This is a genomic window from Paenibacillus sp. SAFN-054 (assembly GCF_051966755.1).
GTDB lineage: Bacteria > Bacillota > Bacilli > Paenibacillales > Paenibacillaceae > Paenibacillus_AQ.
The window spans coordinates 850604-871965 of the sequence record NZ_JBQCKS010000002.1; the positions used below are offsets into that span (position 1 = coordinate 850604).

General features: G+C 53.9%; 27 protein-coding genes. 4 read left to right on the forward strand and 23 right to left on the reverse strand.

What is annotated here, in order from left to right:
* Positions 1 to 34 precede the first annotated feature (34 nt).
* From glpK to ACTHPM_RS15460, 18 genes are all read right to left on the reverse strand, one after another.
* Positions 35 to 1525, reverse strand: a complete 1491-nt coding sequence (gene glpK / locus ACTHPM_RS15375) for a glycerol kinase GlpK (RefSeq protein WP_440395498.1) — start codon at positions 1523 to 1525, stop codon at positions 35 to 37.
* A gap of 539 nt (positions 1526 to 2064) precedes the next feature.
* Positions 2065 to 2772, reverse strand: a complete 708-nt coding sequence (locus ACTHPM_RS15380; RefSeq protein WP_440395497.1) for a glycoside hydrolase family 73 protein — start codon at positions 2770 to 2772, stop codon at positions 2065 to 2067.
* 5 nt (positions 2773 to 2777) lie between these two features.
* On the reverse strand, positions 2778 to 3047 hold the full coding sequence (locus tag ACTHPM_RS15385) for a phage holin family protein (protein ID WP_440395496.1): 270 nt from the start codon (positions 3045 to 3047) through the stop codon (positions 2778 to 2780).
* 22 nt (positions 3048 to 3069) lie between these two features.
* Positions 3070 to 3366: a hemolysin XhlA family protein gene (locus ACTHPM_RS15390; protein WP_440395495.1), complete on the reverse strand. Its 297-nt coding sequence runs from the start codon at positions 3364 to 3366 to the stop codon at positions 3070 to 3072.
* A 105-nt stretch (positions 3367 to 3471) separates the two neighbouring features.
* Positions 3472 to 3729, reverse strand: a complete 258-nt coding sequence (locus ACTHPM_RS15395) for a hypothetical protein (RefSeq protein WP_440395494.1) — start codon at positions 3727 to 3729, stop codon at positions 3472 to 3474.
* A 79-nt stretch (positions 3730 to 3808) separates the two neighbouring features.
* Positions 3809 to 4867 (reverse strand): phage tail protein, encoded by a 1059-nt coding sequence (locus ACTHPM_RS15400; protein WP_440395493.1) that lies wholly within the window; start codon positions 4865 to 4867, stop codon positions 3809 to 3811.
* Positions 4868 to 4869: 2 nt separating this feature from the next.
* Positions 4870 to 5436 carry a YmfQ family protein gene (locus ACTHPM_RS15405; protein ID WP_440395492.1) on the reverse strand — a complete coding sequence of 189 codons (567 nt, stop codon included), beginning with the start codon at positions 5434 to 5436 and terminating at the stop codon, positions 4870 to 4872.
* Positions 5429 to 6583 carry a baseplate J/gp47 family protein gene (locus ACTHPM_RS15410; RefSeq protein ID WP_440395491.1) on the reverse strand — a complete coding sequence of 385 codons (1155 nt, stop codon included), beginning with the start codon at positions 6581 to 6583 and terminating at the stop codon, positions 5429 to 5431. Before ACTHPM_RS15410 ends, ACTHPM_RS15405 begins: the two co-directional genes overlap by 8 nt.
* Positions 6583 to 7038, reverse strand: coding sequence for a DUF2634 domain-containing protein (locus tag ACTHPM_RS15415; protein ID WP_440395490.1), 456 nt, complete (start codon positions 7036 to 7038; stop codon positions 6583 to 6585). Before ACTHPM_RS15415 ends, ACTHPM_RS15410 begins: the two co-directional genes overlap by 1 nt.
* Positions 7031 to 7432, reverse strand: a complete 402-nt coding sequence (locus ACTHPM_RS15420) for a hypothetical protein (protein ID WP_440395489.1) — start codon at positions 7430 to 7432, stop codon at positions 7031 to 7033. The genes ACTHPM_RS15415 and ACTHPM_RS15420 overlap by 8 nt, the downstream gene beginning before the upstream one ends.
* Positions 7425 to 8402, reverse strand: a complete 978-nt coding sequence (locus ACTHPM_RS15425) for an XkdQ/YqbQ family protein (protein WP_440395488.1) — start codon at positions 8400 to 8402, stop codon at positions 7425 to 7427. Before ACTHPM_RS15425 ends, ACTHPM_RS15420 begins: the two co-directional genes overlap by 8 nt.
* Positions 8399 to 9052 carry a LysM peptidoglycan-binding domain-containing protein gene (locus tag ACTHPM_RS15430; protein WP_440395487.1) on the reverse strand — a complete coding sequence of 218 codons (654 nt, stop codon included), beginning with the start codon at positions 9050 to 9052 and terminating at the stop codon, positions 8399 to 8401. Before ACTHPM_RS15430 ends, ACTHPM_RS15425 begins: the two co-directional genes overlap by 4 nt.
* A gap of 66 nt (positions 9053 to 9118) precedes the next feature.
* On the reverse strand, positions 9119 to 10795 hold the full coding sequence (locus tag ACTHPM_RS15435) for a hypothetical protein (RefSeq protein ID WP_440395486.1): 1677 nt from the start codon (positions 10793 to 10795) through the stop codon (positions 9119 to 9121).
* 178 nt (positions 10796 to 10973) lie between these two features.
* Complete coding sequence (locus ACTHPM_RS15440) at positions 10974 to 11408, reverse strand: phage tail assembly chaperone (protein ID WP_440395485.1); 435 nt, start codon at positions 11406 to 11408, stop codon at positions 10974 to 10976.
* 41 nt (positions 11409 to 11449) lie between these two features.
* The gene (locus ACTHPM_RS15445; protein ID WP_440395484.1) at positions 11450 to 11857 is read right to left on the reverse strand and encodes a phage tail tube protein; all 408 of its coding nucleotides are present in this window, start codon (positions 11855 to 11857) and stop codon (positions 11450 to 11452) included.
* A 53-nt stretch (positions 11858 to 11910) separates the two neighbouring features.
* A complete protein-coding gene (locus ACTHPM_RS15450; protein WP_440395483.1) occupies positions 11911 to 13377 on the reverse strand; it encodes a phage tail sheath family protein in 1467 nt (488 codons plus the stop codon).
* On the reverse strand, positions 13377 to 13595 hold the full coding sequence (locus ACTHPM_RS15455; RefSeq protein WP_440395482.1) for a hypothetical protein: 219 nt from the start codon (positions 13593 to 13595) through the stop codon (positions 13377 to 13379). Before ACTHPM_RS15455 ends, ACTHPM_RS15450 begins: the two co-directional genes overlap by 1 nt.
* 10 nt (positions 13596 to 13605) lie before the next feature.
* Complete coding sequence (locus ACTHPM_RS15460; RefSeq protein ID WP_440395481.1) at positions 13606 to 14442, reverse strand: hypothetical protein; 837 nt, start codon at positions 14440 to 14442, stop codon at positions 13606 to 13608.
* A gap of 512 nt (positions 14443 to 14954) precedes the next feature.
* On the opposite strand from ACTHPM_RS15460, the gene ACTHPM_RS15465 reads away from it, so the two are divergent.
* Positions 14955 to 15263: a hypothetical protein gene (locus tag ACTHPM_RS15465; protein ID WP_440395480.1), complete on the forward strand. Its 309-nt coding sequence runs from the start codon at positions 14955 to 14957 to the stop codon at positions 15261 to 15263.
* Here ACTHPM_RS15465 and ACTHPM_RS15470 read toward each other — a convergent pair.
* The 3 genes from ACTHPM_RS15470 to ACTHPM_RS15480 form a co-directional block, all read right to left on the reverse strand.
* Entirely contained in the window at positions 15256 to 15429 is a 174-nt protein-coding gene (locus ACTHPM_RS15470) for a hypothetical protein (protein WP_440395479.1), read from the reverse strand. The two genes, ACTHPM_RS15465 and ACTHPM_RS15470, sit on opposite strands and share 8 nt — an antisense overlap.
* Positions 15430 to 15432: 3 nt before the next feature.
* Entirely contained in the window at positions 15433 to 15807 is a 375-nt protein-coding gene (locus ACTHPM_RS15475; protein WP_440395478.1) for a hypothetical protein, read from the reverse strand.
* A gap of 196 nt (positions 15808 to 16003) precedes the next feature.
* Positions 16004 to 16474, reverse strand: coding sequence for an ArpU family phage packaging/lysis transcriptional regulator (locus tag ACTHPM_RS15480; protein ID WP_440395477.1), 471 nt, complete (start codon positions 16472 to 16474; stop codon positions 16004 to 16006).
* A gap of 256 nt (positions 16475 to 16730) precedes the next feature.
* Here ACTHPM_RS15480 and ACTHPM_RS15485 point away from each other — a divergent pair, with 256 nt between their 5' ends.
* The 3 genes from ACTHPM_RS15485 (at position 16731) to ACTHPM_RS15495 (ending at position 19571) form a co-directional block, all read left to right on the forward strand.
* The gene (locus tag ACTHPM_RS15485; RefSeq protein ID WP_440395476.1) at positions 16731 to 17174 is read left to right on the forward strand and encodes a helix-turn-helix domain-containing protein; all 444 of its coding nucleotides are present in this window, start codon (positions 16731 to 16733) and stop codon (positions 17172 to 17174) included.
* A 52-nt stretch (positions 17175 to 17226) separates the two neighbouring features.
* Positions 17227 to 17640, forward strand: a complete 414-nt coding sequence (locus ACTHPM_RS15490; RefSeq protein WP_440395475.1) for an ImmA/IrrE family metallo-endopeptidase — start codon at positions 17227 to 17229, stop codon at positions 17638 to 17640.
* Between the two features lie 143 nt (positions 17641 to 17783).
* Complete coding sequence (locus ACTHPM_RS15495; RefSeq protein ID WP_440395474.1) at positions 17784 to 19571, forward strand: 5'-nucleotidase C-terminal domain-containing protein; 1788 nt, start codon at positions 17784 to 17786, stop codon at positions 19569 to 19571.
* An 83-nt stretch (positions 19572 to 19654) separates the two neighbouring features.
* On the opposite strand, the gene ACTHPM_RS15500 is transcribed toward ACTHPM_RS15495, so the two are convergent.
* Both ACTHPM_RS15500 and ACTHPM_RS15505 read right to left on the reverse strand, forming a co-directional pair.
* On the reverse strand, positions 19655 to 20809 hold the full coding sequence (locus ACTHPM_RS15500) for a transglutaminase domain-containing protein (protein WP_440395473.1): 1155 nt from the start codon (positions 20807 to 20809) through the stop codon (positions 19655 to 19657).
* 42 nt (positions 20810 to 20851) lie between these two features.
* The gene (locus ACTHPM_RS15505) at positions 20852 to 21307 is read right to left on the reverse strand and encodes a hypothetical protein (RefSeq protein ID WP_440395472.1); all 456 of its coding nucleotides are present in this window, start codon (positions 21305 to 21307) and stop codon (positions 20852 to 20854) included.
* Positions 21308 to 21362: the final 55 nt, after the last annotated feature.

Genomic DNA, 21362 nt, shown 5'->3' on the forward strand with positions numbered 1-21362 from the left:
TATTCTGTCCCTTCCGGGATGTTTTGCGAAGTTCTTATTTAAAAGCCATGGCGGCATGAACGGCTTTTTTCCAGCCGCCGTACAGCTGCTCGCGCACGTCCTCGCTCATGGCCGGCTCGAATTCATGCTGCCTCGCCCACAGCTCCGAAATTTCCTCCTGGCTCTTCCAATAGCCCACGGCGAGTCCCGCCAAATATGCAGCACCAAGTGCCGTCGTTTCGTTCACGACCGGTCTTTCCACCGGCACGCCCAGAATGTCGCTCTGGAACTGCATCAGGAAGTCGTTATGCACGGCCCCGCCGTCCACGCGCAGCGTTCGCAGCTCAATGCCGGAATCACCCTCCATAGCGGAGATGACGTCCCGGGTCTGGTACGCGAGCGATTCGAGCACCGCCCGGATGAAATGCTCCTTCGAGGTGCCGCGGGTCAGGCCGAAGACCGCTCCGCGCACATCGCTGTCCCAATAAGGCGTCCCGAGGCCCACGAACGCGGGCACTACATACACGCCGTCCGTGCTGCTGACTCTTGCCGCGTAATCCTCGCTCTCCTTGGAATGCTTGAGCATGCGAAGCCCGTCCCGAAGCCACTGAACCGCCGAGCCTGCCACGAAAATGCTGCCCTCCAAGGCGTATTCCACGCGGCCGTTAATACCCCAGGCGATCGTGGTCAGCAGGCCGTTCTCTGAGCGAACTGCGGTTTCCCCGGTGTTTTTCAGCATGAAGCAGCCGGTGCCGTAAGTATTCTTCGCCATACCCTCGTCAAAGCAGGCCTGACCGAACAATGCCGCCTGCTGATCGCCAGCCGCTCCGGCAATCGGAATTTCCTGGCCGAAAAAGTGATGCCTCACCGTATGTCCGTACACCTCGGAGGAAGGTCGCACCTCAGGCAGCATGGACGCCGGAACGCCAAGAATGTCCAGCAGTTCATCATCCCATTTCAGCTCATGAATGTTGTACATTAGCGTACGGGAGGCATTGGAGTAATCCGTGACATGGCGCTGCCCCCCGGTAAATTTCCAGATCAGCCAGGAATCGATCGTTCCGAATAGAAGCCGTCCCTGCTCGGCCTTTTCGCGGGCGCCATCCACGTTGTCGAGGATCCACTTTACCTTGGTTCCCGCAAAATACGGATCGATGAGCAGGCCCGTTTTTTCGCGGATGAGATCGTTGTAGCCCTTCGCTTTCAGTTCTTCGCATATGCCGCTCGTCTGCCGCGACTGCCACACGACCGCGTGGTACACGGGTTCTTCGGTCTCCTTGTCCCACACCACAGTCGTCTCCCGCTGGTTCGTGATGCCGATGCCCTCGATCTGCTCCGCCTTCACGCCCGATTCGGATAGGAGCGAAGCGATGACCGACAGGATTGAGCCCCAAATCTCGTTGGCGTTATGCTCGACCCAGCCCGGATTCGGGAAGTATTGGGTGATTTCTTTTTGCGCGGTATACACGATCTCTCCGGCTTTGTTGAACAGTATCGCGCGCGAGCTTGTCGTGCCTTGGTCCAAAGACAATATGTATTTTTCCATCGCTCTCCCCCGGTTTGCTTAGAATGATTGTTAAGACCATGTAAACGCTTTAGTAAATATTGATAAAAAGAGTTAAAGTGAATCAAATTGTCTGCTACCTCTTATGCTATTCGAAAACCTTTCATATTTGAAGAAGAAATTTGAAATAAAATTTTACTTTATGAAAAGTGAACACGAGCAAGGTGACCGCTACGGTGACGGATCGTTCTTCCGATCGCTGTTGTCTCCGAATTTCTTGATTAGACTTTATAAGGTAGAAATCCGGAGACAAAGGCGACCGCTGGCGCTTCTTCAGATCGATTCCGTCCCCTCCGCTACTTTTAGCTGTTTATTGCTTCCTTTTGATGACGACTAAATTAGTTCTATTTAACAACTCCAAAACTTTTCATAAAGAAATGATCCCACTACCTTAAGCATTTGATCTCACTACCTTTTAAGAACCCGGCTCCATATATTCCTTACACTCGATAATATGGAGCCAGGCTAATTACAGCTTATAGACACGATTTCCCTCCTGTCCCGTTCAAATGCTTCGAAACCTAGAGCAGCTTCAGACGCTGCAAAACCGCCAGCATCCGGTAGAAGTCGAAGCTCCCTTGGACAGGCGTATCAATCAACCCGGCGCTAACTGCCGATTGCACCGCGGATTCGGCCCATGCCGGTGTCTGCATTTGGTCTTTGGCTGTTAAACGGGACAACTGTCTTTCTAGTTCATCTACCCTTTTCTGCATCACTTGAAGCTGCTGCTGAAGCTCGGCAACCTGCATCGAATCTTCATCTCCCTTATCTTTGTCCGTGATATCGTACTGTGTCAGATTGTATGTCTCCATAATGGCAATCAGTTTGGCAGGATACTGCGGATCGGTGGCATAACCGCCCCTCCAGGCCTCTCTGGCTGCTGTCTGGTAATCTGCGCTCAGAACGCCATGGTAACGTGTCGGGTTATCGCGGGTACCTTTAAGCAGCAGCTCGGAGTGATCATTGATCGATTCCGTCCAAGAGTGGTATTTGCGAAAGGAAGCGTTGACCTTAACTGGCTTACCCTTCACGTACTCCGTCGTAGGCATGTCTACACTGCCCGCCGGTCCTCTGCCCTTGATGCCGAACAGATTGTTGGCCTGCTGCGCGAGCCCACTTGCTCCCCAGTTTGATTCGAGAATCGCTTGGGCGATTGTGAGCGAAGCGGGAATACCGGTTCTCTGCATGTCGGAGACGGCGCATGGGGCGATGGTGGAAATGAAGTTCATTTTGTTCAACTTGGCTCACCTGTTTTCTTGGTCTGTTTTAGCACCTGATTTCCGTATACAGCAAAAGCGCCTGATAGAATGCCTTGGATGATTGCTTCCGGGCCAAAACGCGTAAGCCAGATCGTGAGAAAAACGGCAGTGACGGTTACGATGTAAACGATTGTCCAGTCAGGGACTTTTGGTGTCTTTTTCAGCATGAATCCGATAATCCAGCATGCAGCTACGACGATGATTAGTTTTGGGTCGATCAATTGCCAAATGGTGTTCCAATCCATGGGTAAGTTCATCTCCTTATAGTTATTGTCCAGATAGCTTGATGGCCGTCGCAATAGCCGTCATAAAAATCGTAATCGTCGTACCGCTAAGGGTCCGCCACAGCCACTTTTGTCCCTCTTCAATTTTTTCTAAGCGCTCTAACGCGGCTTCCGCCTTCTGCAATGCTGCTTTCGAAGTGTCGCGAGCGAATTCCACATTCGTTGCTAAGGCCGGGACTGACTGTAGCGTTTGTTCAATGCGGGCCAATTGAATTTGAATATCGACAAGCAGTTTGGACTCAGTGTCTGCCATTTCATTCACCCTTTCCATATCGATCATGGGTAACCTCCTTTGGGACTTGAGTGTAAAAAGCCCTCGAAAGAGTTCGAGGGCTTTTTGGCCTGATTGTTATTAAGTTGTTGCGAATTATGGTCCGAATACTCGCTAAAACAGCGAAATTCCGGTATACCGGATCATGTATTCGGTTAGGCCATAATTTTGCATGATAGATTTTTTAATCATGTCCTTAACAATGTCCTCATAGGTTTTCCCAGCATCCAGACCCTGTTGGATCACATCATCGAACATGTTATTAACAAAAGGATTATACATGGTTGTGCAATACTCATCCCAGATTATCCATTCTCCTTGTTCGTTAAGTTCAACGTCAAAGTGTAATTTAACAAACTCATCAATCGACATTAGTAGTTTATACCTCCTCTTGATTGTATTTGCATAGGGATGGTGATGATTTCCTATTAAAAAATGAAATTGTTTGGTTTTACATCCCATTTACAGCATAGTAGATTAGGTACATAGCAAAGCTAGCTGAATTAGTGATCGAAGCGGTAGTATCACTTAGACCAGGGCTAAGATATGACCCATATGTTCCTGTCGTATTGGAGAGTATCGTACCGTTTACTCTCATTGCTACTGATCTGGTTCCATAGGTACCCTCGCTAAACATTAGTGCGTGTGGATTTGTGACAGCTCCTTTATTTAAGTTTACAGTTGAATTAGCAGGAAGTGTTACTGACCCCGAGAACTCATAATATTTTGGCGATGTAACCATGGCTTTAACCGTAATATTCTTATCATAAATCCCCGCCTGAAACGTTTGATCCATCGTTGTCGACGTCACCGTCAACGCCCCCCCGGAATCCCGTGTAACCAAAGCGCCGTTAACTAGTCCATTCTCCGTTCCAATGGTTTTAGTTGACCGCACATCTGCAGCGGTTGCTGTCCCATACTCCCCCCCTTCACCCTGTAAGATAAAAGCCGTTCCGTTGTATCGCAACGTGTAGATGCTATTGACTTTCAGATTTCCACTTTCCAATGCGTTCCCATTAGATTTGAGGATCGATTTCGCACCTAATCCATTAACATCAATCGTGACCGCGCCAGTATTTTGTACAGCGTTTTTAAAAGATACCGCCATACCTTCAACATAAGCCGTGGGCGCTGGAGATATTGAAACTGCCTTTGCATTTGCTGTACCAGTATCAGGACCATAATGCACATGTGACGTATTATCCGCCAAATGCGCAACAAGACTTGTTTGTGCGGCCGCTGCTGCATTCACCCCCTCACTCCCCCGCTCATACGCCGCCTTCACCGCCCTCTCCGTAGCCGCTACATCTTCCCTCTCACCATCCGTCGCATTCGACAGCTGCACAATCCCCTTCTGCGTCGTGCTGGCTTCCGGCACCTCGATATTTCCAACAGCCTCGTCGATCTTATCCCAGTTGTCATTCAGCATTGTTTGAATGTTAAAGGTCTCATTTCCGTCCATCGCGGGGTCTTTCTTCAACAGTCCCAGTTTGGGTGTATTACTCGCCATGCTCAGGCACCTCCTGCAAATTTGTTCAACGGTATTTGTTGCAGTTGATCCAGTGTGACCACCCCGTGAAGGTCGCGGATCAACAGATAGTTAAAGGCATAGTTCACCGCCAAGTGCGCCGGTTTGATTTCTTCCAATGCCGCTTTCAAATCTTCGAGATTCGGCGGAATTCCGACGGTATCGATAAATTTGACGGTGAAACCCCATGCCTCCGGCTGAAAAGATACCTCCACCTTTCCGCCGTCGTAGGCCTCAGCCACGTTTTGGACGAGGGCTCCGGAGAACTGGCCCGCTCCGCGCAGCTTCGACTCCACCACGGCACGCCGCTGCTCCAGCGGCTTTGCCGGATCGGTGGGTATACCAAGCTCAAACTCCCAACGGCTCAGCCCCCAGGTAGCAGTGCGCACATAAAATTGCGCGGCTGCAGCTTCGAGCGCCTGGTGCAGCAGATCCATTTCTCTGCCTTTGGCGTCCATGTCCGTCTGCATGACCCGGGAATTCTCGTAATACGCCGGCAGATAAGAAAACAGCTCGCGTCCCCGCAAGCTGCTCCAGTCGATTTTATTCACTGACGGTCACCGTCCCCAATACCGCCACCTGGCCGGAGCCGATTTCGATGTTTTGCTGCGCCGCATTTCCGTTGATGGTCAGATCGGTGTAGTCGACGATGATCGGAATATCAAGCAAAACGGCCGCGATCCTCGTATACCGGACTAAGGGGTCTTTTCGGTTAAAAGCAATCTGCTGCAAATAAGCCTGAATCCCCTCGGTAATCAGCATCCGGATCTCTTCGAGCGTCGATGGTTTTTCCTGCGTACGCTGGACTTTGACGGAGATGTCGATCCCCACCTCATCGGCAGGCATCGCAGTGACAATGGGACCTGCCGGTGCCAGCCCCTCGCCCTGCCCGTCTCGGGTCGGATCGATATGCAGCTGCACGGCCTCGACAATGTCGGCGCTTGCCGCACGTTTATCTGTATCCAAAAGATACAGCCCCACCGTTCCCGGCCCCTGCCACAGAGGCACCACTTCCACGCCGCCCACACCGGCGATTTCACTCGCCCACAGCATATACTGCGCCTTATTGCCGCTCGTACCCTGGCTGCGCACCTTAGCATAAAACCGCTCCAGCAGCGATTGGTCCGACTCGGTATCCGCGCCGCTTCGCGTCGGTTCCGGATTCGTGACGGACGTTATCCCGCTCACCGATGAGAACATGACCTGGATCACACCGGCTGGCACATTGCCGTTCTTCCCCGGCGTCTCTGCCCGGATGGCTGCCCATGCAGCCCCGTTATCGTCCAGCACGACCGCTTGGGTCGTGACGAACTCGACAGCCAGCTCGCCGGATACGTCATCCGCCGGGGTGGCGACAAACGTGCCTGCGGGCACCTTCGTGCCCGGCTTTCCCTTAAAAAGCACGCCTCCCGTCGACGCGACCGCTTCTCTTCTCGTGACTCCATGCTCGGTCGTCCGCAGATCCAGTTCAGCCGACCGGTAGCGGTCGTCTTCGCTGGCTGCCGTACTGGCGAACCCCCTGCGCAGCAGCTCCTGGGCCCAGATCGCCGCTTCGGACAGCATAAATGCCGCAGGTGCCTGCGCGTCCCAAATAAAAGAGCCCTCGGATTTATCGATATCCGCGGGCACTCTGCTCAGCATACGCTGCATAATCTCGTCTTCCGTTTGATCTTGCAGATAAAGCGGCAAATCCGCCATTATCCCACACTCCCTTCCAATAAAGCTTCTTCGTCGCGGATGCTGGTGATGCGGCAGCTGAAGCGGCAGGTTTCCCCATCCCAGTCAAAAGCAAACGGGTCCACGCTTTGCGTCCTTGCATCTGCAAGCAGCGCTTCCGTCACCATGCGCCGGATTTCGCTTTCCTGAAGCGCACGGCTGCCGCTGCCGATGAGATCCTCCAGCTCGCTTCCAAAATCGCGGGAGTATATAACATGGCGGTAACGCGGCGTGCGGATCGCTTTTTCACACCAGAGGACCCAGGCCTCCTTATCGTCCGCCGTCATCATTTTGCGTGTAGGCGACATCACGAACTCCCCCGCTTCAAAATCAAACCTCCAGCTTCGCCCAAAAACGGCATTGCTTTGTTCATAAGCCTCCGGCTCCGTCACGTCCGTCCAAGACACGTCATCCGACACCGGAAACAGATTAGCCATGCGCGTTCACCACCTTGCACAGCACGACCGCGTCATTGCCGCCGTTCACCTGTACCACGAGCACCCGATCCCCCGGAGAAAGCGCGAGTTTCAGGCTCATGTCTTCAATTTCGTTCTTTTCAAAATAAAAAGAGGTGTCCGGCTGCTTATTGCTCCAATTCGGCTGTTCGGCTTGAACTGCGGTTCCCTGAACCACATAGCGCGGCATCGAACATACACCCGGCAGCTCGGCTACCATATAGTCCTGCAGCTCATGCTTGAAATCATCCAGCTTCAAACCGGTTTCCGTGATGGTTCCCAGCACGGCTCCCACGCTGCCGAGCGCCTGCTTGGCATGCTTGCCGACAGAGGAATACAGCGCAGATGCCAGCTGCCCGTATGGATCCTTATTCAAGATAAAACCTCCTTTTCACGTCATCGTACGTGCCCAGCTCCAGCGACATGCTGCCCGGATTTCCCAGCTCCCGGCTGACCGAGATGACCAGCAGCTTCATGTTGCCCAGCATAACGGCATCCCCGGCCCGGATTGTGTTGATGTCTGGCGCATTGACGGTAATCGTCTCCGAGATGCCCCGCAGCCTGCTGGCAGCCAGCGCTTTGGCGGCCGCATTCGAGCTCACCTCGTCGTCCTGGATGATCGCCTGCAGCTGGCCGTATTGCTCGATGTCTTTTTCCACCATGGCCATGACCTTGGACGGGATCTCTTTTCCCGATTCGCTGGCCGTCGTCGCCAGCACCTTCACCTTGGTGGCGGCGCCTTCCAGCGTGCGCGACTGCGTCGTATCCGTAACGGTATCCAGGACATACACGTCTGGGTTCGTTCCCAGCTCATACAGCTCCAGTCCGGATGCGATCATGCGGGGATGATACAGCTTTCCGCCTGCTTTGGCGGTTGCCCGCAGATCCGCGAACATGCTTGCATAAATGGACTGCGTCCGATAGACCGAGCGTCCCAGTTGTTTGGCCGTATCCGGCAGTTTGGCAATGCTGAGGTTCCAGTCTGCCGCGTATTTCTTAAAGCGCTGCGTCGCCGTCTGCTTCGCCGGGAACAAATACTCCTCCTCGGATTTATCCAGGTAAATCGTGCGGTCATACACCGTCAGGGTCATCCGTTTGACCCCGTTATTGGAGCTCTCTGCTTCCCACACCACGCCCGGGTTCAGCAGCGGGACATCGCCCTTTTTGCCGTACGGGACGCCGCTGATCCGGATCGCCATGCCCGGGCTGATCGCCGGCATATCCGGCGTTACGACGAGATGGACCGTCCCCTGGTAGGCGACCTGCTCAAGGGAATCGCGCAGATTGATCGCTTCCACCAAGGGAGACACATCATACTTATCCTGCAAAATCACCTTGTAGCTCATGGCAGCACCAGCTTTTGTCCGGGCTTCAGGGCATTCGGATTGTTGCCGATGAGCTTTTTGTTCAATTGGTAGATCGATTGCCACCCGGAGCTGTTCCCCAGCTCCAGCTTGGCGATTTTGGATAGCGAATCACCGGGTTTGACGGTGTAGGTTTTGCTCTTTTGCTTCATGTCGACGCGCGGCTTCTTGTTGACGACGGATGAGGCTTGTCCGGTACCGCTGCCCGCCAATTTCGCCACTTTCATCTCTCTCCATGTCCGGAGCGAGAGGTCGAAATGCACATCCCCCGGCTCGCCGCCGCGAAACGTGGACTGATGCGAAGCGACAAACACCGGAACGTTCACCGCGGTCTCCGAGATGATGAACCGCAGCGGCGTTTTCAGCGTCAAAAATCCATTCAGCTTGTTCATCGCGGTCTGCGGGTCCGGCAAATCCCTCTCGTATCCGTGGCAGTAAGATTCGTCATATGTTTTTGGAAAAAAAGAAGCGAAGGAAATTTCCTTCACCTTGTCTCCTTGCGCAAAATCAAACTCGCCGTATGAAAGTATCGTCGTCGTGTCGTACCCTTTTTGCCGGGATATCGTGACTTCTTCGGGGTTGACGGGAAACGTGAACCGCTCTCCCTTCCCGTCGATCAGCACAAACTCCATACGCTTCAATCCCCCTCCTTATTCAGTCTGATCAGCAATAAAAGCCGGTATATCTGTTATCCCTCGTTACGCGTAGGCGACAGACATCGGCTTTTTGTTTTGCGCTGCTTTTTGGAATTCGGCTCGGAGCCGCTGGCCGATCTGCTGGATCAAGCCCTCGACGTCAATCGGATGCTCCTCGTGAACCGTCACCTGTACGGCTCCCGGAGGCAGGTTGTAGTTCACCGTCGTTTCTGTTTTAAAATCCTGCAACAAGCCCGAAAAGGCAGTCATCTGCTCAGGGCTGATTTGAATGATCTGCGGCATTTTTCCGCCTGACATCATGCCGTTATTCGTTACATTAGACTGCAGCCCAGGTCCAGTCCTGAACATATTTGGATTCGAATACTGCAGCTGGGGTCCCTGAATCAGTGGTGCAGTATGGATTGCTGGCGGTTTGTCCGGCATGTAGGGAGCGTTTTTGATTAATGGCTGCTTTTCCGGATTGTATGGTGCGGTAATGACATCAGGTTTCTTAGAGATGTCTTCTTTATCCTTAGGCTTGTCCTTTTTACCGGAAAAGGTTTTGGAGAACCACCCCTTCACGGAATTAAAGGAATCTTTAATTTTAGGAATCTGATCAGAAACCATCCCCCCTAACTTCCCGCCAATCAGATCACCCGCCATGCCGCCTAGCGTTGAACCGACAACGGATCCAATTCCCGGTAGAATCACGGTGCCGAGGGCGCCGCCCACCACGGAACCCAGTGTTCCGCCGGCAGCCGAGCCGATGGCTTGAGCGCGTTCCTTGCCTGGCTTGGCCTTCACGATATTAATGGCGTCTAAGGCATATCCCGCAACGGGAAACATCCTTTTCCCGCCAGCCTTCAGCAACTTGCCTGCGATGCCTGAGCCGCTCCCGGCTACCTCGCTTATGGACTCGGTGATGGCCTTTGAACTGCCTGAACTGCCTCCCGAGAAAAGACCCATAACGGAGTCGGCTACTCCTGTGCCGCCTTCAAGGGTTTCGGTTAATGTAGAAAATAGGTCAACAGAAGACTTGCCAAGATTCTTTTTATTTTTCCACATGTTTTTAGCCATGCTTGTTAATTTTTCACTTTTGGTGGTACTTCCTCCATCGGGCTTCATATGTTTCCAAACCTCTTTTGCCTTTTCAGGTGTATCAGTAATTCCCTTAACCGTCGCTGTCGCATTTTTAGCAAAAGACACTCCCGACTTAAACTTTTCCCACAACGACTTCGGCTTCTCTTCCTCTTTGGGACCAGAGCCGCCAACTTTAATGGAGTTTAGCGCATTGGCTAAATTGGCTAGGTAACCGGCGTTTGTAACTAACAGGCGAGAATTGAGCATCGATGCTACCGAGTTTGTGTTTACGGCTTGAATGATCGGCGAAAAATCCGGAAAGATTAGCACCATCTTTGGCGCTGGGGGGACCTTCATCGCATGCTTTTTTCCGCTCGACTGCTCTTTGGTCTGTTCTTGCCTGACTTTCAAAGTCACCGTCCCCGACGCCTGCACAATCTGCGACTTCACCTTGTTAATCCTGCCGAGGATTCCGTCCAGCCCCGCCGAAGCCCGGTCCTTCAGCACAATTTCCGGCGCCATGCGGGTACGGCCGATGCGCAGCACGCGTCCCTGGATTCTTTCGAAATAGCGCTCCATGGCGCGCAGCTCGCGGTTCGCTTTGACGATGTTCTTGGGCTCGACGACCAGGTTCATGCGGTAATTCAACGTTTCAGCCATTTTGGATTCACCTCCTTTTCGTTTTATGCTTTTTGGCCGGCCATGCGGCCGAGCTCCTCCTCCGCAAAAGCCAGCAGCAGCAGGCGCTCGCCGCGCGGCAGCCGCCAGAAATCTCCGGGACGGAGGTGATGCCGCACCCACAGATGGTACAGCATCGTCGTCATTCCCCCGGAGCCGATCAGTTTTTTAGGTCTTCAATTTCGACGCCGAAGCCGGACAGCTCCAGCACCTTGTCCCCGACCGCGTCCAGCTCGCCGGCCAGCAGCATGCGGCGCACTGCCTGTTCCCCGCCGGACAGCTTCATGCGGCTCGTAATGCGCGGATCGCCCCAGCCGCTCAGGCTCAGCCCCTTGACTTCCAGTTTACCGGTCGCCTCTGCGATCAGTAGCGCGTTGAACGTCTCGCCGTCGACCTTTTCCTCCACCGAGCCTTTCACGGTCCGGCGAACCATACAGCGCTCGCGGATGCTGTCCACCTTGCTGGAGGTCAGGCCGTGCAGCACGATCCGCATATCGAGGCGCTTGATGCATACGGTCTCCTCCGGCAAGGTCTCCGCAGCCTCGAACAGGCTGTCCAGAATTTGTTCCTCCGTCATGTGCTCATGCAAGCTCATTTATCATTCTCCTTTGACATGAATTTTTATAGTAGTGCACTTTAATCGCCGACGATCGGGTCTACCAGCTCATAGCCTTCAAAGGTAAACGTGGTCTCCTCCTGCACCTCTTCACCGGCAGTCCAGTTGGCGAGCTGGATCTTGTCCGGCATGCAGCGGATGAGGCGCACGCGCTCATGGCCGAAGGATTCGGGATCGTCCAGCTTGGAGATGATATCGAATTTGGTGAAGCCGCGCTGAATCATATCAGAGGTCACCTTGTAGCCGCTCATTGTGCCGCTGCCCTTTTTGATGCCGTTTTTGTGCACCTTCCAGTCGTTCCCGACGAGGTTCAGCTCCCGCTTTTCCAATTCCACGCTGGCTTCCAGCTTATTGATATGCGTCTGCCATACCCCGTCGATGTAGGCTTGTCCGTAGGTCCCCATAATGACTCGTGAAGCATCCAACATTGTTTGTTCCTCCTCGTATTTTGAATAATATTAGTCCGATTAACATTTAAGCTTTATTGCACGTAAAAGGTCCCGAACAGCTGCTCCATCACGTCGGTCAGCTTCACGTTCCACTGCAGGAACACCTGATCCGGCTCCGGCTGATTCACCGCCGCAGCGCCGTAGTACGCAGGGTCGAGAATGACGTCGTACCCGTCCGGCTCGATGACATTGCTCAGCGACAGCTGCGCCAAATACTCTTTGACCCCCCCGATGAGCGCCAATCGGCCTTCCTCGGTGTTGTTCACTTTGCCGATGTAGGTCTCTTCTGCCGCACGCTGCAGGTCGGCATTGATCGCGTCCATAACGCGGATCGAGCGGATCTTTTTCCAAGCGTTGTTCTGTCCTTCAGCCACTCCCGTCAAGCTGTTGATGCCGCGCAGCGCTTTGACTTGACGGCCGTCGAAAAAGAGCAGGAATACGCCGCTTTTCACCGCTTCCTCCTGCTCGGAACGGGTCCAGCGGCGGGTTACATCTTCGAATGGCGTCACCGCGTACGTTGCGGACTGGTTGAGCCGCTGGCCTGCAATCAGACCGGCTACATAGGCTGCTGCTTGAGCGGAGCTATAGTCCGTTCCGGCGAGCTTGACGCCTGTCCCCACGTTGACGATTCCTTCATGATTCAATGCGAGCGACCGGGCGGAAGCCAGCTTCACCGCATCCTTGGAAGCGTCATCCGCAGCAGAGCCGCCAAAGACGGCCATCACGCCCCGGCCTTCGCGGCGCAGACGCTTGATCCATGCCGCAAAGCTTTGCAGCAGGGCCATATCGGGCGCATAATCCAGCGCCAGCACGTCAAAGCTCTGGCCTTCCGCCGCCTCCTGCATGGCGATGTAATCCGCGTTCGTCAGGCTGCCGCTGCCGCTCACACCGCCCGCCAAGGCTGCGCCGCTGATATCGGCAGGAACGCCTCCTTGTTCGAGCGCTTTGGCCTCCAGCCATGCGTTGCCCGGATCCCCGTTGATCTGTGCCGCCAGGGATTCCGCGGTACCGTCCATGCCTCTGTAGGTGCCAAGCAGCTTGGTTCCTTCATAGAGGCGAAGCTCCTTGGCGTTCGGATCGTTCAGGGACGGCTGAACCGTCACGGTAAAACCGTTGCCGCGGCTGCCCGGATACTTGGCCTGCAGCTGCAGGACGTCTGCCGGGGAAGCATCCGCGTTCTGGAGCGTGACGCTGGCCGCCGCAGCCGTGCCGTCCGCCAAACGGTAGGCTAGCAGCTTCTTCGGACCGCCAAGCAGCGCCAAATAGAGCGATGGATAAGCCGTTGCGCCGTCCAGCGTATCGGCCGAGAACACCTGCGCAATCGCTGTCTCGCTGCCGATCTCCACAAACTCGCGCACGGGTCCCCAGTTGGCTTTCACCGGTACGACCACGGTGCCGCGGTCTCCCCCTTGGATCGCGGACGCTGCCGCCGCTTTGAAATTCATGTACAATCCCGGCAATACCGGTTTACTCGTGTTCTCCCATGTGCCGCCTGCCATCATTCATCCACCTTCGCTTTCATGAATTGTTCGATTTTTTGTTTTGCTTCGGATACCGTCCAACATGGATCCACCATGCCGTACAAAGCGCCCGCCATCACTTCCGCTTTCACGTCAAACAGATCTTCGGCATGCTCCACCAGCTCAGCAAGCGTATAGCGGTGTCCACCGTCCATATTTTCCGCTGCTTTGCTTGTATTCGTTTTTTTCGCTGCCATATCGGCCACCTCATTTCAAAATCGGATGAATATCCACCCTGCGGATCAATGCCGCCTCTTCCGCCGGACGCATCCGGCGCTGCACCACCGTCAGATGAAGCTGTCCTTCCAGAAATGCATCCGCCTGCAAATCCGCGGTAATCTCCGCCACCGACATGTATTTGCGCTGATCGGCATCGATAAGAAGCTGCACTTCCGCACCCAATCCTTCGATTAGGCTCACGGCAGCCAGCAGCTCGCTTGAGGCATCCGCTCCGGCGACATGTCCGGTAAACCGCTTGCGGACTTCATATAAGGAAGCCCCCGCCATTCGGGTCTCGCACCCGGCCAGCCGCCAAAGCACCGAACAATCGGCCCGCCCGGACGGCCACGCGGTATGGTAGACCGACCATTCGCCGCCAAGCTTGCGGCTTGTCCAATCCGCTAGAGCCTCCAGCCATCCGTCGGTACGGATATCCGGCTCCGCCTGCCTTTCCGGCCTGTAAACGCTGAAGCGCAGTACCCGATAGGCCGCGCCTGTGGCAGGCTCCAATCTTTCGGCCTCCCGTGCCCCGAGATAATAGAGCGTAAACGGAGGGCCCTCCTTACTCGCAACCCGTTTGTGATGAAGCCCGGCGATTAAAGCGTCCGCCCACGCATCCGCCTGCTCCAGCCCGGCAGCACCAGTGGAAAGCTTCAGCCGGATCACCTGCCGATACCCTGCCCAGGAGGATTTCCAGATTTCTTCTCCCAGAGCGATGATGCCGTACGGTTCACCCGCCTCTTCCGCCGGGGGCTGCACATCATACAGCCGGTCCGTCAACGGCGGAATGATGTCCGTGATCGCCTGTTTAACCGCTGCCCTCATAACGCGGACTTCCGATCCGCTGTCTCAATCATGAGTCTTTCTCCCCCTTTCCACCCGACATTCGCACCGAAAATGAATTACGACAGACCATTCCTGCCAAAAAAACCGGCCCCAGGTGGGCCGGCTTACTTATGACTGTTCGTGTCTTCAGGTTGTCCTCTTGTGTTCATTTCCGATGATACCATCTTACACCCGTGGATCGGATGCGCTGACGGTGAAACGGACGGTTTGCAGAGCTTGCTCGGATGAAAAACGTACGAATGTATGTTCGTATATTTTAATAGGCCGTTCGCATTAAAAAAGAAGTCCCCAAGCGGATATTGGAGGACTTCTTATGATTGTTCAGCGCGCGGTTATGCACAGGCTCGATAAAAAACCGCCCAAATATCGAAAAAAAACAGCCCTAACCCGAACATACGTTTGTTATGATTGAAGAGAGAGGAATGAACCCAAGACTGCCATCTTGGCATTCGAGCCTCATCTTCACAAAGGGGTTGATCCAATTGCAATCGATGTCGAAGTCCACCCAGGTTCTCACGGCGGCCAGCCTGGCTAAGCTCTTAAGCCAAATTCCCGGCAACGTCAGGCGTGCCGCTGTCGCGGTGATCAAAGCCGATTCCGCATCCCGTTTCCATTATAAGCTGTCCAAGGCGAGCGGCCAGATCCAGCTGTTCCTGATCGAAACGAATCTGCTTGAAGGCTATACCGTTTGCCACTGCTTTTCGGCAGATTTCAATGATCCGGATTACGCCTATGAGAGCATGCCCCTCTCCAGCATCCGGACGCTGTCCCGCATGGCGGACGAGTTGGCTTTTAATTAGATTTTGTATCGTCCTTCAGGTTTGTCACGCGCGCGTACTCTTCTTCAATCGTCCGGGAGAGCAGCTCCGTGGCGGTCATGTTCAACTTTTTCGCCGTCGCGGCCAGCTGCGCTTTGATATAGGCAGGAATATCATAATGGAATTTCACCTTATTTCCGTATGCCATGCCTTAGGCCTCCTCTCCAAATACGCTTTGGTACTTCCGCTCAATCAGCCGTATAAGCAGCTGAGTCGCGGACATATCCTGCAGCTCGGCTGCTTCGATCAATTTCTCCTTGATTTCGGGTTGGAACTCGTACGGCAGCTTCAGCTTGGGTTCGCTCAAGTGGCCGTTCATGCTTTTTTCCACCTCGATGGCATCCTGCACCAATGCTTCCAGGGTGTCGGTATCCTGCATATCACGTCCATATTTCACCAGCACCCGGCGCAAATACGCTTTTAAGGAAGCCTGGTCCTCCTCTGCAATTTCAATCCGCATGTTTCCATCCGTAAAGGCGAGTCCGCAGTCCACGGCATATCCGAACAAATTAAGGGTGTATTTCATGTCACGTCTCCTTTCTATTGCCTTCATTATAGTATGTAGCGTAATCATACGCAATATAACTCGACATGAATGATCTCCCCAACGCAACAAACTTCCGCACACAGAAAAACCGCCCCTTACAGCTGGTAAGACAGGCGGTTCGCATGAGCAGTTCCCTATTCTTTTAGCAATCACGCTCGGACCACTTTCTGTCAACTCACTTTCCCTTCTGCGGCTTTTGCAGCTCCTCCAGCCCCAGCAGTCCGCGGTCCGCGAATGCCAGCGCCATTTTGTAGAACGCTTTGGTCCGGATTTTCGTGTACGTATCCTTGCTGACCGGCGGGTCCAGAACATAGTTATAGATCTTATAGTCGAACACCTCGTCCTGCTTCATGTAACGTTCAAGGATGACCGTCCGCTCCCTTTCCGATAGGCGATCGACGATCGATTCGATCATTTCACAATAGGCTTTGCGCGCCGCAGGCACGTCCACGTTGTAAGCGGCAATTTGTGCGGTCTGATCGGAAGTCACGTTCGTCGGTCCATGAAAGCGCTCCGTGTAGGAGGCCGTCACGCTGGCTTCCCTTGCTTCAAAGGTGATCATTTTATAGATACGGTATTTTTCAAGCAATCCCTCAACAGCGGTTTGGGTTTTGCGGCGGTCAAGCTCAGGCAATCCTTTTACCATAGAAATACACTCCTTCATATCAAAAGTTTAAATTACAGGTAGCATGTTCGTATTTTTGTTCGTATAATGATGTTAACATACCACTATTTGGTTAATATCGTAAAACGGCAAATTTGAAGCTTTTCCAAGGATATTACGATGAATCCCCTTTCTTTTATGCCTTTTGGTATCAAAATCACCTATTTTCTTTACCTTTTGGCAACAAAGGGGTATAGTAGCCTATAAAGTATGGAAACTTGCTAGAAGGAGTTGGAGTATGGTGGAGAATGAATTCGGAAGCATGATGAAAAGTTTGCGGGAGCAAAAAGGGTACACGATTAACCAGCTGGCGGAAGCGGCAGGGATCAGCAATTCGCAGATATCCCGGATGGAGAACGGCGTGCGCGGCATTCCCAAAGCCCCCACCATCCGCAAGCTGGCCGATGCGCTGGGAGCTCCTTACAACGAGCTGATGAGCGCGGCCGGTTACTTCGAAGACGACGGTAACCTGAAAGCTGCCGAGCAGGCACCTGCATGGGCTACTTCCAAGGACAAGCGCGACTTCAAAAAGATGCTGGAGGAAGACGGTGAGCTGATGTTTGACGGCATCCCCTTGGATCAGGAGGACAAGCAGCGGATCAAAGATGTGCTGACGGGGCTGTTCTGGGAGGCCAAGCACATGAATAAGCGGAAGAAAAATCATCGCGGAAATGGACAATAATACGCCCCGCGCCCCCGCCTTTTGGCCACAACCGACAAAGCAGGTGAACACTGTGGATGATATCATTCGAAAGCTTACACGCAAACACAAAACCAGCTGTCCCTTCGAGCTTGCCGGCGCGCTGGGCATACATATCCGCTACACCGATCTCGGCAAATCCACCAAGGGGCTGTATTACCGCAAGCTGCGAAGGAGATTTATCGTGATCCACAACGGACTCTCTCCCGAGTGGCAGCGATTCGTCTGCGCGCATGAGCTTGGGCACGACCGGCTGCATAAGGGTATCAACCGATTCTTTCTGGAGGAGCACTCCTATTTCGCGCCGGGCAAACTCGAGCGGCAGGCCAACCGCTTTGCCATCCTGCTGCTGACAATGGGGACGAGCATCCGGCAGGAAGAGACCGTGCAGGATTACTTCAGGCGGAGCGGAATCCCGCCGGAGATGCAAACTTTTTTTCAACCATAGGATAATAAATGATTCGCAAGTCTTATTACACCTTTCCGATAGTCTATTAGAATATAGGTGTGTGATATGGAACAGGCTGGGAAGCAGCTTGGCTCCTTTCATGTGAAACAATATCTATTCACTATGGGAGGTCATGAAGCTACATGGTCAAAAGTAAATGGTTCACATCCCTTCTGCTGAGCACCGGGCTGCTGGTCGGTTCGATCGGAACGGCTGCGGCCGCGGAAGAACCCGCGAAGGACGCTGCTGCGGCAGCGCCAATCGGCAAGCACATTACGATCCTGCACACGAACGACATGCATGCGCGTGCCGTCGCCTCTTCACCCGAGATGGGATTCGCGAAGGTCAAAGGCATTTTCAACCAATACCGGAGCCAAAATCCGGACACCCTGACGCTGGATGCAGGAGATGCCGTTCACGGCACGCCTTTTGCCACGCTGGTTCGCGGTGAGAGCATCGTAAAGGTCATGAACGAAATGGGCTATGATGCGATGGCGCCCGGCAACCATGAGTTCAACTATGGCTGGAATCGTCTGGTCGAGCTTTCCCAGATGCTGAAATTCCCGATGCTGAGCTCCAATGTCAAAAAATCCGATGGAAACGATCTTTTCAAACCTTATACCATTAAAGAAATCGACGGCGTAAAAATCGGCATCATCGGCTTCAGCACGCCGGAAACGGCCTATAAGACCAGTCCGAAGAACGTGGAAGGCCTGAAGTTCGCCGACCCGGCAGCCGAAGCCAAGAAAATGGTGGACGAGCTCAAGGATAAAACCGATGTTATCGTTGCCGTCGGCCATTTGGGCGAAGACAAATCCACCACTGATACGAGCTTGAAGCTCGTCAAAGAAGTGCCCGGCATCGACGTGTTCATCGACGGACACAGCCATACCGTGCTCGAGCACGGGCTGAATGCCGATAACGGTACACTGATTGCCAGCGCGGGCGAATACACCAAATATGTCGGCGTCGTGGATTTGTGGGTAGACGGCGGCAAAATCGTGAAGAAGGAAGCGAAGCTCGTGGATGAGAAAGCAGCGGCTGACATTAAGCCAGATGACAAAGTCGCTTCCCTCGTCGCTTCCATCCAAAAGGAGCAGGAGCCGATTCTGAAAGAGAAAGTCGGCGAAACCCCGGTGAAGCTTGAAGGCTCCCGCGAGAAAGCTCGCACGAGTGAAACCAACCTCGGCGATCTCCTGGCCGATGCGATGCGCGATGTGAGCAAATCGGATATCGCCATGACCAACGGCGGCGGCATCCGCGCTTCCATCGAAGCCGGAACGATTACGAAAGGCGACATCGTCACCGTCCTCCCTTTTGGCAACCAGATCGTGCAGCTGAAAGTGACGGGCGAAGACATCGTGGCCGCTCTTGAGAACGGCGTATCGGATTATCCGGAATCCAAAGGCGGCTTCCCGCAGGTATCCGGCGTCAGCTTCCAAATCGACAAATCCAAGCCGAAGGGCAGCCGTGTCCACACGGTCAAGGTCGGCGATAAAGCGCTGGATCCCAAAGCAACCTATACGCTCGCTACCAACGACTTCATGTCGATCGGCGGCGACCAGTACACCATGTTCAGCAAGTATTCCCAAGCCGGCATGTACGGCGCACTGGATGAAGCGCTGATCTCTTACATCCAAAAGGGCGGCAAGGTACCTTCCGAGCCGCAAGGACGCATCACCGAAGGCGCGGCTCCAGCGGCACCTGCACCGCAGCCGGAGAAACCGACAGCACCTGTCGTGAAGCCGCAGCCTGAACCGGCCAAACCGGCTCCTGTTCCTGCAGCAAGCGTCTATATCGTGAAGAAAGGCGACTCGCTCTACTCCATTTCCCTGAAATACGGAACTACCTGGAGAGAGCTGCAGAAGCTGAACCATATCAAGAATGCCAGCCTGATCTATCCGGGGCAAAAAATCAAACTGCCGGCATAATGCCGCCATGAACAAAGGAGCTGTACCAGCATGCCCATCCTGGCATGCGGTACAGCTCCTTTTGTTTGGTCCCTGTTCCGTGATCACGTGAGAACGCCGTCCCGGATATGCGTTGCCGCAAAATTCGGCGGATTAAACCAGTCTCCGCTTTGGGCCCAGGTCGGGTCCAAAGGAACCCATTTGCCCTTTTCGCTTAAATACACTTCATTCCAGGCATGCGGCCCGTAGCCTCCCTGCCCGTTGTATCCTTGTCCGGTGACGACGTGAACCTGAAGTCCCTGCGATCTTGCCATCACCGCGTACAGGCGGGCATAATCTATGCAGACTCCCTTTTTCGTGTCGAACGTTTCCTGCGGGTTCTGTTCATGCCAGATTCCCTTCTGCTCATAGTCGTCGACCTTGCCGTAGTCGTACTGTACGCGCGAGCCGACCCAGTCGTACAGCCGCCGGGCCTTCTCCTCATCCGTTTTCGCCCCATGGACGATGTCGGCCGCAGCCGCATCGATATCGTCCGGAATGGCATGATCGATCACTTCGTACTTGCGCTGCATGATGCCGCTGAGCTCTTTTTCGACGGCTTTCGTGAATACCGGCAGCTTCTCCTTCACCAAATGGCCCGACAGCGGTTCAATGACCCGCTGTGCACCTTCCTGGTATATCGGCGAGGCTTCCACATAGCGGGTGAAAGTCGAATTCGGATACAATGAAGCATACACGAACAGCAGAGCCACGACGACGATACATCTTCCGGCTCCGATCAAGAGGCCGATCAGCGCCCCGGACAAGCGGCTGAATATCGACGAGGACTGGCGCGTGCCCGGTGCGAACATCGCTCCTTTCCCGCCGAACACAAGCACCGTCAACCAGCGCATCAGCAGGCGGATGATGCTGTAGCTGAGAATGAACAGCACCGCGAAACGCAGCAGCGGAAAATCAGCCATTGAAGACATAAATGTATAGTATATTTGCTCCCAGGTTTTCAAATCACGGGTTGGCATGGCGCAGGTGTGCTGCGTGAGCCACTCCTGCACTTTCGGCGACACCCAAAGCGTAAATGGAACGGACAGCACCAGCGCCACCAAAATAAAGACTCCCTCCCTCAGCAGGGAGAGGAGCCTTCCGGCCGATCGCGACGCCCCGCGGCGCCATCCCTGCAGCAGGGAGACGAGCATAATCAACAGCAGAAAAATCGAAATGATGTTCAATTCCTGCAGACTCTTCATCCATGATTCCAGCATTAGATGACCCCCTTCCACCATACGGCATGGAAAAAGCCTGCTTTATTGGCCTGACGTTACATTCGAGTTGTTCTTGGATTCGGCAATAAACGATTGGACGGTATCACTTATTTTCCACTGTCCGAGCGATACTCCCCGCAGTGATACCTCTACCTTGTCCTTGCCCTTTTGGCCCTTCATCTCCAGATTAGGCGTCGTAATCGTGAAGTTTCCGGCTGCATCCGCCGTATATTTGGCTTCCTTTGCTTCTTTCATCATGAGGTTCGTCGCTTCGCTTTTCAGATTGTCGACGGTCTCCGTTTTCACATCGTTCACGACGTCTTTGATCTTCTCAAGTGAGACCCCGCTGTATACCACGACTGCGATGACGATGATAATGACCAAAGCCCACTTCACCATCGTCTTGACAAGATTCAGGACCACGAACAGCACAATGAGAGCAATAACGATCACCAGCCAGTTTTGCTGTAAAAAGTCGGACCAAACCTGCGTATTCATTCCCCTTACCACTCCCATCAGCCACAAACTTGTTATCGGGCCCCATGCATGCGTG

Coding starts and splice junctions, on each gene's coding strand:
- ACTHPM_RS15410 (WP_440395491.1), bottom strand. CDS start 6,583: ATGGCGGATTTGCCGCTTTATCTGCAAGATCAAACGGAAGACGAGATT.
- ACTHPM_RS15440 (WP_440395485.1), bottom strand. CDS start 11,408: ATGAGCTTGCATGAGCACATGACGGAGGAACAAATTCTGGACAGCCTG.
- ACTHPM_RS15475 (WP_440395478.1), bottom strand. CDS start 15,807: ATGAAATACACCCTTAATTTGTTCGGATATGCCGTGGACTGCGGACTC.
- ACTHPM_RS15380 (WP_440395497.1), bottom strand. CDS start 2,772: ATGAACTTCATTTCCACCATCGCCCCATGCGCCGTCTCCGACATGCAG.
- glpK (WP_440395498.1), bottom strand. CDS start 1,525: ATGGAAAAATACATATTGTCTTTGGACCAAGGCACGACAAGCTCGCGC.
- ACTHPM_RS15455 (WP_440395482.1), bottom strand. CDS start 13,595: ATGGCAGCGAAAAAAACGAATACAAGCAAAGCAGCGGAAAATATGGAC.
- ACTHPM_RS15450 (WP_440395483.1), bottom strand. CDS start 13,377: ATGGCAGGCGGCACATGGGAGAACACGAGTAAACCGGTATTGCCGGGA.
- ACTHPM_RS15470 (WP_440395479.1), bottom strand. CDS start 15,429: ATGGCATACGGAAATAAGGTGAAATTCCATTATGATATTCCTGCCTAT.
- ACTHPM_RS15385 (WP_440395496.1), bottom strand. CDS start 3,047: ATGGATTGGAACACCATTTGGCAATTGATCGACCCAAAACTAATCATC.
- ACTHPM_RS15445 (WP_440395484.1), bottom strand. CDS start 11,857: ATGTTGGATGCTTCACGAGTCATTATGGGGACCTACGGACAAGCCTAC.
- ACTHPM_RS15480 (WP_440395477.1), bottom strand. CDS start 16,474: ATGGTAAAAGGATTGCCTGAGCTTGACCGCCGCAAAACCCAAACCGCT.
- ACTHPM_RS15435 (WP_440395486.1), bottom strand. CDS start 10,795: ATGGCTGAAACGTTGAATTACCGCATGAACCTGGTCGTCGAGCCCAAG.
- ACTHPM_RS15465 (WP_440395480.1), top strand. CDS start 14,955: ATGTCGAAGTCCACCCAGGTTCTCACGGCGGCCAGCCTGGCTAAGCTC.
- ACTHPM_RS15400 (WP_440395493.1), bottom strand. CDS start 4,867: ATGGCGAGTAATACACCCAAACTGGGACTGTTGAAGAAAGACCCCGCG.
- ACTHPM_RS15495 (WP_440395474.1), top strand. CDS start 17,784: ATGGTCAAAAGTAAATGGTTCACATCCCTTCTGCTGAGCACCGGGCTG.
- ACTHPM_RS15390 (WP_440395495.1), bottom strand. CDS start 3,366: ATGATCGATATGGAAAGGGTGAATGAAATGGCAGACACTGAGTCCAAA.
- ACTHPM_RS15430 (WP_440395487.1), bottom strand. CDS start 9,052: ATGGAGTTTGTGCTGATCGACGGGAAGGGAGAGCGGTTCACGTTTCCC.
- ACTHPM_RS15460 (WP_440395481.1), bottom strand. CDS start 14,442: ATGAGGGCAGCGGTTAAACAGGCGATCACGGACATCATTCCGCCGTTG.
- ACTHPM_RS15425 (WP_440395488.1), bottom strand. CDS start 8,402: ATGAGCTACAAGGTGATTTTGCAGGATAAGTATGATGTGTCTCCCTTG.
- ACTHPM_RS15505 (WP_440395472.1), bottom strand. CDS start 21,307: ATGAATACGCAGGTTTGGTCCGACTTTTTACAGCAAAACTGGCTGGTG.
- ACTHPM_RS15500 (WP_440395473.1), bottom strand. CDS start 20,809: ATGCTGGAATCATGGATGAAGAGTCTGCAGGAATTGAACATCATTTCG.
- ACTHPM_RS15395 (WP_440395494.1), bottom strand. CDS start 3,729: ATGTCGATTGATGAGTTTGTTAAATTACACTTTGACGTTGAACTTAAC.
- ACTHPM_RS15415 (WP_440395490.1), bottom strand. CDS start 7,038: ATGGCTAATCTGTTTCCGGTGTCGGATGACGTGTCTTGGACGGACGTG.
- ACTHPM_RS15485 (WP_440395476.1), top strand. CDS start 16,731: ATGGTGGAGAATGAATTCGGAAGCATGATGAAAAGTTTGCGGGAGCAA.